Genomic DNA, 13,856 nt, shown 5'->3' with positions numbered 1-13,856 from the left:
GCTCTTTTTGCGTTTCACGACCGCGAGAGGCAGTCTGAAATCGGAAATGGTGCCCAGAAGAGGACTCGAACCTCCACGCCTCGCGGCACAGGTACCTGAAACCTGCGCGTCTACCAATTCCGCCATCTGGGCGACGGACCGGCATGTAAAAGGCCGAGGGCGAAGTGTCAACAGGCATTTTGAAGTTTTCACGCCCGGACGCGAAAAAGCACTGGAGAGTGGCGGTGCTTCGTCGAGACCCGCCTTTCGCGGTCCGGTCGGGTTAGTTCAATCCGTAAAGATAGGGCGAGAATTTCAGTGACATGAGTGCCGGTGAGGCGCATGCTTTCTCCGACGGCTGATCGGCGCGGAAATCCGACTCAGCACGCATGCGCGCGATCCGACGTCATGGAATAAACCAACCAAGACAAACGTTTATGGAGCAGGGACAAACCGGAAAGCACGTCTTTCGGAAAGTGAGGAAAAAATGACGGGATTTCGGAATTTCGTTATGAGCTGCGCGCTGGCGGCCGCCTCCATGATCCCCCCTGTCGCGCCCGCCCAGGCCATGCCGCGCCCGGTGCTCGATACAGCAGTCGGGTCACCCGCAGATGTCCAGACCGTCACCCACCGCGGCCGGGGCTATTATCCGCGCTGGCGGGGCGGCTACTACGGCGGCTGGCCTGGCTATCATCCCGGCTATCGCCGGGCCGGTATAAGCTTCTATTTCGGGCCGGGCGCCGGATACTATCCGCGGCGCTACTACTACGGGAACCGGTATTATTACGGGACCCGCTATTACGGTCCGGGCTATTATCCCGGTTACTACCCCTACCGACATAATCGCGGCTACTATCCATACCGATACCACGGCCCCGGTTATTACGGCCATCGGTATTACCGACCGGGCTATTATGGGGGCTTCGTCCCGGGCTGGTAAGGCTCGCTCGAACGAGGCGCGGCGGCGGCTTTCGCCGAGCCTCCTTGATTTTTGAAGCTGCGAACGGGCAGACTGCCGCGTCGGGCATCGCAGAAGCGCGGGCCTATCGCTTTCCGACGATCCGAGGCGGGCCGTGACCGCCTTCGGAAGGGCGTAGTCGCGCATCGCGGCTGTCGCGCATGCCGCATACATCGCGCTGTACCGCTTCCTGAAGCTGCATCGTTAAGGCGCAGTTAACTTCGGCCGCCTATCGTTTCAGACCGGTACAATCAGATGGCGGATTGAAACGATGCTGTTTCCGACCCAGCAGGCAAGCGCGACCGTCTCGACCACACTCGTGGGTTCGATCATCGAGGACATCGAAAAGCGCCGCGCAGAGGAAGAGGAAAAGGCGAAAGCTACCAAGGAGGACAAGATCCTCAAGGCGCGAATCAAGTCGGACGGGGCGCAGAAGGCTGCCAACGACAAGATCAACAACCACTTCTTCAATCGCGCCGTAGTCGACGTCACCGAGCTCAAGCTGGAACTGATCGGCAAACTGGGCGAACTCCTTGACCTTGAGCGCGCGGATGGTCAATCCGCCTATGCCTATGGCCGCCAACTCGAAGAGGCGCTCTCCGGCCTGCAACCCGAGCAGGTCCGCATGGTCGAGAAGACGCTCGGCCTCGACACGCTCGACCTCTCGCTTGCGGAAGTCCTGGCCGCGATCAAGAACCCCTATGGCACGGAAGACGACAAGCTTGAGGCCGCGCTGCAAACCAAGACGCAAGATGGTGGCCTCACCGCCGTCGAGACGGCGAAGGTCCTGCAGCGGTTGAAGGATGCCGCCAATCCGAAATCGCTTGAGGAACTGAAACTCGAACGGACCGAAAGCGATCCGACGCGCGTCGAGGATGAGGAAACCCATGCCGAGCGCGAAAGGGCGATCCGCGCGCTGGAGGCGAAGGACAATCTCGACGATGTCAAGGAGCTTCACGAGGCTGTAAGGAAGCGGAACGAGGTTGCCGCCGACATCGACGCCGGGAAGAGCCCGCCAGAAGGGCAAGGCGTCGATCCGACCGAGATGCTGACGGTTCTCGCCGCTGGCGCCGAGGTCGCCGAAACGCAGGAGCGAAACGACGGTAGTGCCCACCAGCAGGCCACGCTGGAGAGCCAAGAAAGCGAGCGCGACAATGCCGGCATCACGGAGGAAGAGGCGAGCCTCATGGCAGCACTCCATGAGGACGGCGAACAGCAAACCCACAAGCGGGCGGAGGCCCGGGATCTGTTCGTTCTTCACGTCGACGAGGACGGCATCTACGATTTCATCAGGCGCAAGTTGGCTGGATCACAATGATGCTCGCATCAAGCCGATCGGCAATATGATTGCTTCCGAGGCGCCTGGCCTGATCATCCCTTCCTGACGATCCCGACACGAGCCATGACCTCCTTCGGAATGCCGTAGCGACGCACCGCATCTCGACTGTCGCGCAGGCCGCATATCTCGCGTTGTATCAGGAAAGCCCAGACGGCATCGGCCGCTTCGTCGAGAAGCCTCTGGCGGACGGACGGCCCGTGCTTGCTGGCATCGTAGCCATTCAGCGCCGCGAGTGCCTTCTCCACCTTCAAGCCATGACGACCCAGCGCGTCCGCACGCTCCGCCATCAACTCATATTCGAGCACGTTCACACCGCCTCTGGCGGTATCCAATCGGCTCAGCGATTGCGGTGGGCGAAATGTCATTGGCAGCTCCGTGAAGGCCACTGCATGATTCCTTAAATCGGAATCGATTTAGGGACAAACATACAGCAATTCAAAGTGCTACAGCGACATTAACGCGTCCGGTTGGACGCGCGGCGCTGTAGGGGCAGCATGAACCGGCAATGATCTTCACGCAAGTGGCCGGCGGCTCGCGGCTCGTTCGGCACTATGGTTAAGACTTCATAAACCTCTTCAGCTTAGTCTTTGCGATCATGCCCCGATTATCCACGGCCAAGCCGTGGCTGGCCCGGCCGACCGGCCGTTGCGCGCATGAGGCGCTCTCCGACAGCAATCATGAAAGTCCGCCAGCATCGGAGTGACTGCAGCGACCTTTGCTTACCCGAAGAGGTGCGAGGCGCCGCAGATATGACATTGCTGCGGCGAAGTGGAACCAGGATGCTGCCCATTCTCACGATCAGAACCGCGGCCGGCCCACGCGAAGAAACCACCGCGCAGGCCCGCAATGCGACGCTTCCATCAGGTCAGCGCGCCGAGGCGATCCAGAAAATTCTCGATGCGCTCGGCCGTCATCTGTCCGGCAAGGAGGTTCTGTCCAGGGACGCGCTGGTGCGGCTGATGGAGGATCTCGCGCGCATCCTCAAATTTCCCCCCTTGCCGCAGGAAAGCGGCCGCGATTTCGTCAAACGCCTGATCGGCTTTCTCGAATCCATGCCGATGCCGGAGCGGCTGCTCCTGGAGCGGCAACTCGGCGGACGTAGCCTCGCGCACCGCATCGCCGTCCTGACCGCGGTGTCGAACCGGAGCCAAGCATCCGCATCGATAGCTGCGAGCGCAGCGCCCTCTTCACCTCAGCCGCAGGACGCGACCGCCATCCGCAATCTGCCGGTGCAAACCGCCGTTCCGCCCCAGTTCGCTGCGATAAATGCGTCCGCATCGAGCGATGTCGTATTGCTTCAGTCGATCTTGAAGAAGACCTTCAGTGCCGACGAAGAAGGGGGGCCGGTCGAGGCGATGCTTGAAGGCGCAATGGACGAGATGCCTGAAGACGCGGCCGAGACGGGGTCTTCGAAGGCTTCGGAGCCACGCGCGCGCGCGCCCCAACTCTCAGCCGCTGCGAACAAGGAAGCGACAGCGGCGCTTGGGGGCGGTCTCGCGCAGGATGAACTGGCAGCGTTCGATACGGCACTCCCGCTGCCGCAGCCAGAAAGCGAGGGAGCAGACACCGGAGGTGGCGCGGCGGAGACCCGGAGCTTGGCTGGCGAACCGGTAAGTCCCGAGCCCACTCCGTCCGATATGCCCGTCGGCACCCAACCTGACGATACCGAACAGGTCGGAAACAACACCGAGACGGGCTTGCTTCAGCAGGAAGCCGATGAAACTGGATATGGTAACGGGCTCGACGCGGACGGCACCTGCGGCCGTCCCCTGGCCGACACGGAAGACGGCCGGCAGCAGACGCAGCCTCGGGCTTCGCGCGGAGAACCAAGTGGGCAGTCCGCACGCTCCTTGGCCGACGCCATGAAGGTGATCATCCGCGACGGCATCGGCCTTCCCGAATTCGTCGACGAAGGCGGAAGGCCGGCGGCGGAACCGGAGGGCGGTGACACTCGGCAGCCAGCCGCGGCGCCATCTAAGAGTGATCCGGCGGAACGTTCACGGGACGCCGGCATCCGCTCCCGTAACGGGAGCGAAGCCCCAATCGCCGACCATGGCCCCACCGATGAGCCCGACAAGGCAGCGCAACGTTCGCCGATGCAAGCTCGGGGTCAAAACCCCGGCAACGATCCGGCCATGCAGCAGATGCTCTCCAGGCTCGTCGAAAGCGGACTTCCCCGGGAGGCGATACCCTTCGCCATGGTCCCTTATCCTCCCGCGAAGGTGGAGGTCGACGACGCAACGGACACGACCGACCGCCGTGAACAGGCCCGCGACGGCGAGAGCGACACCGGAGCGGACGCAGAGGATAGCGATGACGATCGCGAAGCGCCGGCAAAGGGAACCGTAGACGACGGAAAGGAGGACCCGGAAGAGAAACCCGCCGCGATCGACGCCTACGGCCTCTACAGAAAGCTCGGCGATCTTGGCTAGCTCGCTTTCTTCACCCGCTCAAAGAAAAAGCCCGCGGAGATCGCTCTCCGCGGGCTCGTTATTTCCAGTTCAGCAACGATTATTCGTTGGTCTGGCGGTTCTTCAGAGCGGCGCCCAGGATGTCGCCGAGCGAAGCGCCGGAGTCGGACGAACCGAACTGAGCGACGGCTTCCTTCTCTTCCGCGATTTCCAGAGCCTTGATCGACAGCTGGATCTTGCGGTCCTTCTTGGAGAAGTTGGTGACGCGGGCGTCAACAACCTGGCCAACCGAGAAGCGCTCCGGACGCTGTTCGTCACGGTCACGCGACAGGTCCGCACGACGGATGAACGCGGTGATGTCTTCGTGGTTGACGAGCTTCACTTCGATGCCACCATCGTTGACCGCGATGACTTCGGCCGAAACGACGGCATTCTTGCGCAGTTCGCCGGAAGCGGCAGCTTCACCGACCGCATCCTTGCCAAGCTGCTTGATGCCGAGAGAGATGCGCTCCTTCTCGACGTCCACATCGAGAACGACAGCACGGACGACGTCGCCCTTGTTGTATTCTTCGATGACCTGCTCGCCCGGACGGTTCCAGTCGAGGTCGGAGAGGTGAACCATGCCGTCGACATCGCCGTCGAGGCCGATGAACAGGCCGAATTCGGTCTTGTTCTTGACTTCACCTTCGACTTCGGTGCCAGCCGGATGGCTGTGCGCGAATGCCTGCCACGGGTTCTCGAGCGTCTGCTTGAGGCCGAGAGAGATACGACGCTTGGTCGGATCGACTTCGAGAACGACAACGTCGACTTCCTGGCTGGTGGACAGGATCTTGCCGGGGTGAACGTTCTTCTTGGTCCAGGACATTTCCGAGATGTGGATCAGGCCTTCGATGCCCGGCTCCAGCTCGACGAACGCACCGTAGTCGGTGATGTTCGTGACGGTACCGGAGATCTTCTTGCCGACCGGATACTTCGCGCCGATGCCATCCCACGGATCGGACTCGAGCTGCTTCATGCCGAGCGAGATGCGGTGGGTTTCCTGGTTGATGCGGATGATCTGAACCTTGACCTGCTGGCCGATGTTCAGGATTTCCGACGGATGATTGACGCGACGCCATGCCATGTCGGTCACGTGCAGCAGACCATCGATGCCGCCGAGATCGACGAATGCACCGTAATCGGTGATGTTCTTGACGACACCCTCGACAACCTGGCCTTCTTCGAGGTTCTGAACGATTTCAGAACGCTGCTCGGCACGGGACTCTTCCAGAACCGTACGGCGCGAGACCACGATGTTGCCGCGGCGCTTGTCCATCTTGAGGATTTCGAAGGGCTGCGGGTTGTGCATCAGCGGGGTCACGTCGCGAATCGGACGGATGTCGACCTGCGAACGCGGCAGGAAGGCTACGGCGCCGTCGAGATCGACGGTGAAGCCGCCCTTGACCTGGTTGAAGATGATGCCTTCGACGCGTTCGCCGGCTTCGAACTTCACTTCGAGGCGCTGCCAGCTTTCCTCGCGGCGAGCCTTTTCGCGCGACAGAACGGCTTCGCCGAGCGCGTTTTCGATGCGCTCAACATAGACTTCGACTTCGTCGCCGACCTTGAGCGAGCCGTCCTTGGCCTTGGCGCCGAATTCCTTCAGCGGTACGCGGCCTTCGACCTTCAGACCGACGTCGACGATGGCGACGTCCTTTTCGATCGCGGTGATGATGCCCTTGGCAACATAGCCTTCGGCAAGGTCCGTCTTCGCGAAGGACTCTTCGAGAAGCGCTGCGAAATCATCACGGGTGGGGTTGGTTGCAGACATAAAATCTCCTGATGCATCTCGTGAGGAGACGCACATGCGCCGGGGGTTAGCGTTAAACTGGCCTGAACCCAGTCCGCCCCATTCGAAGGAGCAATCCGGCGCGTGGACGGAATTTCAGGCTTTTCAGAGAGTGATGACTATTCTGCGAATTGTCATCACTCTCTAGATTCTTTGAGTTCGCATGATCGATTCAGAAAACCGCGACGCACTTTTCGGGATCTAAGGCGATCCGGCCGGAGCCGAAAGATGGCCTTTCTTCAAATCTTCTTTTGCAAGGCCGCGTCGATCAGCGTCTTCGCCGCCTGGAATGCCGCCTCTATACTCATTTCGGAAGTGTCAAGCAAGTGCGCATCATCGGCGGGCCGCAAGGGGCTGTTGGCCCGGCCCATGTCGCGCTCGTCGCGCTTTTTCACATCCTCGAAGATCGCGTCGTAATCGGCCGTCCCGCCGCCTGCAATGATCTCGTCGTAACGCCGTTTCGCCCTGACTTCGGGCGAAGCCGTCACATAGAGCTTCACGGCCGCGTCGGGACAGACGACGGTGCCGATATCGCGTCCGTCGAGCACGGTTCCGGGCTCCCGCCGCGAAAAGGCACGCTGCGCCTCGACCAGAGCGCGGCGAACGGCAGGCATGATCGCGATCTTCGACGCCGCCTCGCCGATCGCGTGGGCGGAAAGCACCGAGCGCTCGAGACCGGCGAGTTCGACATTGCGCGCCATCTTCTCGGCGACCGCCTCGTCGTCGAGCGGCAGCCCCGCATCGAGAAGCGCCTTGGCAGTGGCGCGATAGGTAAGCCCGGTGTCGAGATGATGAAAGCCGTATTCCTCGGCGATCCGGCGCGAGAGCGTTCCCTTGCCAGCCGCGGCGGGGCCATCGATGGCGATCGTAAGTGTCATTTTGCAACCTGCATGTGGATGTGATCGTCGTGTCTGGCAGCGCGACAACCTTGAAACTTGATGTTTTCTGCGGAGACGCCAAGCCTTTGTGCCAGATGTGGCTCCACGAATATTTTCTCTACGCCGAACCCTTGGCCTTCATCGGAAAGCCAACGGAGCGCCTCCCGGGTTCGCTTTTCTTCAAGCGACAAAGGCCGCCACAGCGCTTGAAGGACATGCAAGTCCCAACGCAGCGTCAAGATATCACGGCGGTCTTCACACGGCAGAGCGCTGTTTTCGCCTGGCTGCTCGAATGCAAAGTAGCCGACCGGAGAACGTGTAGCCTTGTCGAGAAATCGCCCCTCGTTGTCCTGATAGTAAAATGCCACATCAAGCTTTCGGCCATCCGAGTGGGACAGATGCGGTAACAGCGGAAAGCCATCGAAGAAGGGAAAGTTCCCATCGAGCGCCAAGGTGGTCGTCTCCGGGAACACCTGGTCCATCTGCCGCGATAGGGCAAGCGCCGCCTCTCTCAGCCTCGGAACGACATACTGACGGTTCAGTAAACAGTACAAGGAGGACTGCATACGGAGCCGCGAAGCATTGTCGAAGCAAGGAAGCGGGACCCGGCCAAAGATGGGTGCGACGGCATGGCTCAGCGTACTTCCAGCCGCGTAGAGGCTGGCAAATAGCACGAGAAATCCGGCAAAGCCGATCCGTTTCCTCCATGGGCGTGTAATGCAGAGCGAGAGGAGCCAGATCAGGCCGCCGATCTGCGTCAAGAGCGTGAGGAAAACTACGACAGCCACCGTGGGCAGCCGTCCAAGCATTCTCCTCAGCCTCATTCGACTTCACCCTTGCAGAGAGTGCCTATGATCGGCGTCCGGGCGCAGAGCCATTAGCGCCGCACGAGCACGACAGCGCACCCAACATGCATATATTAATCTCACTCCATGTTCGCGCCGAGCCTCGTCATTAGATCCATGAACTCCGGGAAGCTCGTCGCAATCATCGTCGCGTCGTCGACCGTCACTGGATGTTCCGAGGCGAGTCCCATGACGAGGAAGCTCATGGCGATGCGGTGATCGAGATGGGTCTTGACCTCACCGCCTGAGGGGTTGCCGAGGCCCTTGCCGCTGGGGCGGCCGCGCACGACCAGCGAGGTTTCGCCTTCATCGCAGTCGACGCCGTTGAGCTTCAGGCCGTCGGCGACGGCGGAGAGGCGGTCGGATTCCTTGACGCGCAGTTCATCAAGGCCGTTCATCACGGTCGCGCCTTCGGCGAAGGCGGCAGCGACGGCGAGCACCGGATATTCGTCAATCATCGACGGCGCGCGCTCTTCCGGCACGGTGACGCCCTTCAGCTCCGAATGACGCACGCGGAGATCGGCGACATCCTCGCCGCCGGCGAGGCGCGCATTCATGACTTCGATGTTGGCACCCATTTCCTGCAGCGTCAGGATGAGGCCGGTGCGCGTCGGGTTCATCAGCACGTTCAGGATGGTGACGTCCGAGCCTGGCACGAGGAGGGCGGCCACCAGCGGGAAGGCGGTCGAGGACGGGTCACCGGGCACGTCGATCACCTGGCCCGTCAGCTTGCCGCGGCCTTCGAGGCGAATTGTGCGCACGCCGTCTGCGTCGGTCTCGACGGTCAGGTTAGCACCGAAACCCTTGAGCATCTTTTCCGTATGATCGCGCGTCATCACCGGCTCGATGACCGTGGTGATGCCGGGCGTATTGAGGCCGGCGAGCAGCACGGCGGATTTCACCTGGGCGGAGGCCATCGGCACGCGGTAGGTGATCGGGTTCGGCGTCGTCGGTCCATGCAGCGTCACCGGCAGCCGGTCTCCTTCGGCCGATTTCACCTGGACGCCCATTTCTCTCAGCGGGTTCAGCACGCGCCCCATCGGCCGCTTGGTGAGCGAGGCATCGCCGATGAAGGTCGAGTCGAAATCGTAGACTCCGACGAGGCCCATGGTCAGCCGGCAGCCGGTGCCGGCATTGCCGAAATCGAGCGGCGCCTCGGGGGCGAGCAGGGCACCGTTGCCGACGCCGTCGATGATCCAGGTCTCACCCTCCTTGCGGATCTTCGCGCCCATCGCCTGCATCGCCTTGCCGGTATTGATGACGTCTTCGCCTTCGAGCAGGCCCGTAATCCGCGTCTCGCCCGAAGCGAGACCGCCGAACATGAAGGAGCGGTGCGAAATCGACTTGTCGCCGGGAATACGGACGGTGCCCTTGAGATCGGACGACTTGCGTGCGGTGGCGGGCTTCGGGCTCAAGCCATGCGACATGATGTTTTCCTCTGACAATCCGGCTAGGACGGCCCGCAAATCGCCCACCCGGAATGCAGGCGCGGACGAACCGTCATCTGGCGCGCTCCCTAACATAAAGAGTGAAAGGGGTCATCTCCCGGCGCGAAGAAAATGAGGGGCCGGCCGGCGACGGAAGTTTGCCTTTGACAGATGCTGTCAAGACGATTATGGGGACCGGCTAATCATCATAAGCTTGATACCCTTTCCACCGCCGGCTGACCGGCAAGAGCCGGCTCGTCCGGCCATTCAAGAGGCTTTGACTGTGGCAAAACCGGAACTTGGAACAAAGCGCATCGACCCGGAAACGGGGCGCAAATTCTACGATCTGAACCGTGATCCGATCGTCTCCCCCTATACCGGCAAGTCCTATCCGCTGTCCTTCTTCGAGGAGAGCTCCGTCGCCAAGGTGCTCGAGAAGGAAGAAGAGGAAGACGTAACGGAAGTCGACGCAGAGAACACCGAAGTCGAACTCGTTTCGCTCGAGGATGCCGACGAGGAGGCATCGGGCGGCGACGACCTTCCGGATCTCGGCGATGACGACGTTGAAATCGACGGCGACGACGACGACACGTTCCTCGAAACCGACGACGAAGACGACGACGACGATATGAGCGACCTCATCGGCGTCTCCGACGAGGATGAAGACGTCTAATAGTTTCGGGGACGTGGGCGGAAGAACCGCCGCACGCATGCCGCATTAAGCGTTTCAAAATACGCACGAAAGCTGCCCCGCCCGCTGCAACTCTCGCGGTCGGGGCGCTTCCCGGGACGAGAAATAAAATCGCACCGGCCTTGAATTTTCGGCTTGCCATCCGCGAAAAGCAGAAGTAATAAGCCGCCACTCGCCGGGCACAAAGCCCGACGATTTCCCGGAACCGGCATTGCCGGACCCTGATGGGGCTATAGCTCAGCTGGGAGAGCGCTTGCATGGCATGCAAGAGGTCAGCGGTTCGATCCCGCTTAGCTCCACCAAACTCTTCCGATATCACGATACGAAAACCTGTGACGGCCAAGGCTGCCCTTCTTCGCACGCATTGCTCGGCAATACCGTTGCGTACGCGACGATGACACTTTCGGGCGGTGACGAGTACGAGGGCCTTGTTGTCCACTCGATCATGCCGGATTTTACAGAAAATTAACCGGCCGGGCGCCAGAACAGTCATCTCATGTTTCTTGCCTCCAAGATCTTCTGGCTCCTTGCCCAGCCGCTTTCGCTCGCTTTCTTCAGCGTTCTCATCGGCTTTCTGCTGGCGCTGCTCGGCCGCGCACGTATCGGCGGCGTATTCGGCTCATTTGGCCTCGTGGTGTTGTTCCTGAGCCTCTTCACGACGACGGGCCCCTATTTCCTGCAGATCCTCGAGGACCGGTTTACCCGCCCCTCGTCGGAACCCGCAGAACTCTCCTGCATCATCGTGCTTGGCGGCGCCTTTGAGAACGTGGTTATTGCCGGGCGCGGCGGGATCGAACTCAACCAGGCAGCGGAGCGCTTCGTAGAGACGGTCCGGCTCGCCAAGGCTCATCCTGCCGCGCGCATCCTCGTTTCGGGCGGTGACGGCTCCTTGAGCGGCGGCTATGCGGGCGACGCCGAGATCTCGAGGACCTTCTTCGACACGTTCGGCATCGCCCCCGACCGCCTGATCCGTGAGGAGGAATCGCGGACCACCTTTGAGAACGCGCGAAATACCAAGGATTTGCTGAGCGCGAGCGGGATGGAGCGTTGCGCGCTCGTCACCTCGGCCTATCACATGCCGCGCTCCATCGGCCTCTTTCGTTCGTTCGGCATCGAGGTTATGCCCTGGCCCGCGGACTATCGAACGAGTGGCAACGTGCGCCTCGGTTTCGATTTCACCCAGCCCTCGCTCAATGCGCAATTGGCGACGACGGCGGCCAAGGAATGGACAGGGCTGCTTGCCTACTATCTCCTCGGCCGGACGCAAACGATCCTGCCGCGATGACGCAGCGCCGGAGCAACGCTTGCTGCCCGCTGATTTGTTAGGAAGCTTGCGGTAAAAATCATGGAGCGCATCGATTCCGGATCGACGCGGCACAGAGCGGAGCATCCATGCCGATCCTCGAAATTCTTGACTATGCCGGCGTGGCCGTCTTCGCGGCGACCGGCGCGCTTTCGGCGTCCCGCAAGCAGCTCGATATTATCGGCTATCTCTTCCTGGCGTCGGTCACCGGGATCGGCGGCGGCACGATGCGCGACGTGGTCCTGGGTGCCACACCGGTGTTCTGGGTGCTCAACCCGACCTATCTGCTCGTTTGCGCCTCGGTGGGCCTGATCCTGTTCTTCACGGCCCATCTTTTCGACTCGCGCTATCGCATGCTGGTGTGGCTCGATGCGATCGGTCTTTCCGCCTATTGCGTCATGGGGGCAGCGAAGGGCCTGGCGGCGACGGGTTCGCCGACCGTCGCCCTTGTCACCGGCATGCTGACGGCGACCTTCGGCGGCATTCTCCGCGACCTGCTGGCGGGCGAGCCGTCCGTGTTGCTGAGGCCGGAGGTCTATGTCACCGCCGCGCTCGTCGGCGCCGGCGCCTTCGTGTTCGCCACAATGGTCGGCATGCCGCTCATCGCGACCTCGGCACTCGGCGTGCTCTCCGCCTTCGCGGTGCGCGGCGGCGCACTGAAATACGGCTGGACCTTGCCGACCGGCAGGGCAGGCCCGGGGCGCGACCCGAGGGACGTGATGTAGCAGGTAAAGGGGTTAGCGGTCGGACTTACGGCGCAGACGTACCACGACGTCGACGTGCGAGATCTCCATGCCTTCCGGAGGCTCCGGAAGATTGTCGATCTGGATGTTGCTCACCGGAATGTCGAGCACCTCATTCTGCCCTTCGACGAAGAAATGATGGTGATCGGAAACATTGGTGTCGAAGTAGGTCTTGGCGCTTTCGACCGCGAGCACGCGGATCATTCCCGCTTCGGTGAACTGGTGGAGCGTGTTGTAGACGGTCGCGAGCGAAACCGGAACGCCCGCCTCGACCGCCTCCTCGTGCAGTTCCTCGACGGTCAAATGACGGTCGCCCTTTGCGAAAATGAGGTCCGCAAGCGCGATACGCTGGCGCGTCGGGCGCAAACCCGAGTTGCGCAGCCTGTCCTGCGAACACATTTGTGGTGCTTTCGTCATGCGCAGCCGCTTCGGTATCCTGGCTAAATTCACAGGTTATCTGTTTGCGATATAACTTCTGCTGGCGCCGCTTTCAATAGATTCCGAGCTTCCAGGGGCGCAAACGCCTGAAAATCGGCCCAAAGCGGGGGAAGGCTGGCATTTAGCTCTGGTCGTGCCCACATTCATATTGTAAGCGACGGCGCAACGATATCGCCAATAAGAGCCGGATGAGAGAAAATGTGAAGCGGCATTCCGCCGGCATCCGTACTAACCTACTGCATGTTTCCTTAAATCGGAGCCGATTTAAGGATAAAAACATTCAGCAACTCAAAGTGCTACAGCGCCCTTTGCGCGTCTGACAAGACGCGCGGCGCTGTAGGGGTCTCGCGGAGCGCAAACTGCGACAGGCAGCATAGCCATTGGCGCAGGCCACGCTTCAATTTAGTCCGAACTTGCACTAAAGCAGGTCGGAGAACATTCAGTCGATCGGGGAAACAACCATTCATGACGACCAGACAATCCAGCTTCAGCTATGAGGAAATCCTGACCTGCGGCCGAGGTGAAATGTTTGGCCCCGGCAATGCCCAGCTTCCATTGCCGCCGATGCTGATGTTCAACCGCATCACCGATATCTCGGAAACCGGCGGCCCCCACGACAAGGGTTACGTCCGCGCCGAGTTCGACATCACGCCGGATCTCTGGTTCTTCCCCTGCCATTTCATGGGCGATCCCGTCATGCCCGGCTGCCTGGGTCTCGATGCCATGTGGCAGCTGACCGGCTTCTTCCTCGGTTGGCTCGGCGAGCCCGGAAAGGGCCGCGCGATCTCCACAGGCGAGGTAAAATTCACAGGCATGGTGACGCCGAAGAACAAGCTGGTCGAATACGGCATCGACTTCAAGCGCGTGATGCGGGGCCGCCTGGTGCTCGGCATTGCCGACGGCTGGATGAAGGCCGACGGCGAAGTGATCTATAAGGCCAGCGATCTCAGGGTCGGTCTTTTCCAGGAAAAGGCGGACTGAGCCGCAAAACGGCCAAGACGGGTTCAAGTTTAAGAGAA

Annotated in this window: 13 protein-coding genes and 2 tRNA genes; 8 read left to right on the top strand and 7 right to left on the bottom strand. The window is 61.2% G+C overall.

The genetic code is table 11. From position 1 onward, the window contains the following. Positions 1–47: 47 nt before the first annotated feature. Positions 48–132, bottom strand: a tRNA-Leu gene (locus tag QN219_RS15800). Positions 133–466: 334 nt separating this feature from the next. Here QN219_RS15800 and QN219_RS15795 point away from each other — a divergent pair. Together QN219_RS15795 and QN219_RS15790 are read left to right on the top strand one after the other, a co-directional pair. Next, the gene (locus tag QN219_RS15795) at positions 467–919 is read left to right on the top strand and encodes a BA14K family protein (RefSeq protein ID WP_284000674.1); all 453 of its coding nucleotides are present in this window, start codon (positions 467–469) and stop codon (positions 917–919) included. A gap of 289 nt (positions 920–1,208) precedes the next feature. After that, on the top strand, positions 1,209–2,255 hold the full coding sequence (locus QN219_RS15790; RefSeq protein WP_284000673.1) for a hypothetical protein: 1,047 nt from the start codon (positions 1,209–1,211) through the stop codon (positions 2,253–2,255). Between the two features lie 53 nt (positions 2,256–2,308). On the opposite strand, the gene QN219_RS15785 is transcribed toward QN219_RS15790, so the two are convergent. Continuing rightward, positions 2,309–2,641 (bottom strand): DUF6665 family protein, encoded by a 333-nt coding sequence (locus QN219_RS15785; RefSeq protein WP_284000672.1) that lies wholly within the window; start codon positions 2,639–2,641, stop codon positions 2,309–2,311. Between the two features lie 414 nt (positions 2,642–3,055). On the opposite strand from QN219_RS15785, the gene QN219_RS15780 reads away from it, so the two are divergent. Continuing rightward, complete coding sequence (locus QN219_RS15780) at positions 3,056–4,708, top strand: hypothetical protein (RefSeq protein WP_284000671.1); 1,653 nt, start codon at positions 3,056–3,058, stop codon at positions 4,706–4,708. Positions 4,709–4,787: 79 nt separating this feature from the next. On the opposite strand, the gene rpsA is transcribed toward QN219_RS15780, so the two are convergent. From rpsA to aroA, 4 genes are all read right to left on the bottom strand, one after another. After that, on the bottom strand, positions 4,788–6,494 hold the full coding sequence (gene rpsA, locus QN219_RS15775; RefSeq protein ID WP_284000670.1) for a 30S ribosomal protein S1: 1,707 nt from the start codon (positions 6,492–6,494) through the stop codon (positions 4,788–4,790). A 257-nt stretch (positions 6,495–6,751) separates the two neighbouring features. After that, on the bottom strand, positions 6,752–7,390 hold the full coding sequence (gene cmk / locus QN219_RS15770; RefSeq protein ID WP_284000669.1) for a (d)CMP kinase: 639 nt from the start codon (positions 7,388–7,390) through the stop codon (positions 6,752–6,754). Continuing rightward, the gene (locus QN219_RS15765; RefSeq protein WP_284000668.1) at positions 7,387–8,199 is read right to left on the bottom strand and encodes a hypothetical protein; all 813 of its coding nucleotides are present in this window, start codon (positions 8,197–8,199) and stop codon (positions 7,387–7,389) included. Before QN219_RS15765 ends, cmk begins: the two co-directional genes overlap by 4 nt. Positions 8,200–8,315: 116 nt before the next feature. Next, a complete protein-coding gene (gene aroA, locus QN219_RS15760) occupies positions 8,316–9,662 on the bottom strand; it encodes a 3-phosphoshikimate 1-carboxyvinyltransferase (RefSeq protein ID WP_284000667.1) in 1,347 nt (448 codons plus the stop codon). 283 nt (positions 9,663–9,945) lie between these two features. Between aroA and QN219_RS15755 the strand changes: the two genes are divergently transcribed. The 4 genes from QN219_RS15755 (at position 9,946) to QN219_RS15740 (ending at position 12,381) form a co-directional block, all read left to right on the top strand. Further along, on the top strand, positions 9,946–10,335 hold the full coding sequence (locus QN219_RS15755; RefSeq protein ID WP_284000666.1) for a TIGR02300 family protein: 390 nt from the start codon (positions 9,946–9,948) through the stop codon (positions 10,333–10,335). 244 nt (positions 10,336–10,579) lie between these two features. After that, positions 10,580–10,655, top strand: a tRNA-Ala gene (locus QN219_RS15750). 194 nt (positions 10,656–10,849) lie between these two features. Beyond that, positions 10,850–11,638, top strand: a complete 789-nt coding sequence (locus QN219_RS15745; RefSeq protein ID WP_284000665.1) for a YdcF family protein — start codon at positions 10,850–10,852, stop codon at positions 11,636–11,638. 107 nt (positions 11,639–11,745) lie between these two features. Then, entirely contained in the window at positions 11,746–12,381 is a 636-nt protein-coding gene (locus QN219_RS15740; protein WP_284000664.1) for a trimeric intracellular cation channel family protein, read from the top strand. Positions 12,382–12,393: 12 nt separating this feature from the next. On the opposite strand, the gene irrA is transcribed toward QN219_RS15740, so the two are convergent. After that, complete coding sequence (gene irrA / locus QN219_RS15735; protein WP_173511263.1) at positions 12,394–12,816, bottom strand: iron response transcriptional regulator IrrA; 423 nt, start codon at positions 12,814–12,816, stop codon at positions 12,394–12,396. Positions 12,817–13,302: 486 nt separating this feature from the next. Between irrA and fabA the strand changes: the two genes are divergently transcribed. Further along, on the top strand, positions 13,303–13,818 hold the full coding sequence (gene fabA, locus QN219_RS15730) for a 3-hydroxyacyl-[acyl-carrier-protein] dehydratase FabA (protein ID WP_173511264.1): 516 nt from the start codon (positions 13,303–13,305) through the stop codon (positions 13,816–13,818). Positions 13,819–13,856: the final 38 nt, after the last annotated feature.

The organism is Sinorhizobium sp. 8-89 (assembly GCF_030124325.1).
Lineage (GTDB): Bacteria > Pseudomonadota > Alphaproteobacteria > Rhizobiales > Rhizobiaceae > Sinorhizobium.
Note: the sequence above shows the minus strand (reverse complement) of the source record. Positions and strands in the feature narration are given on the sequence as shown.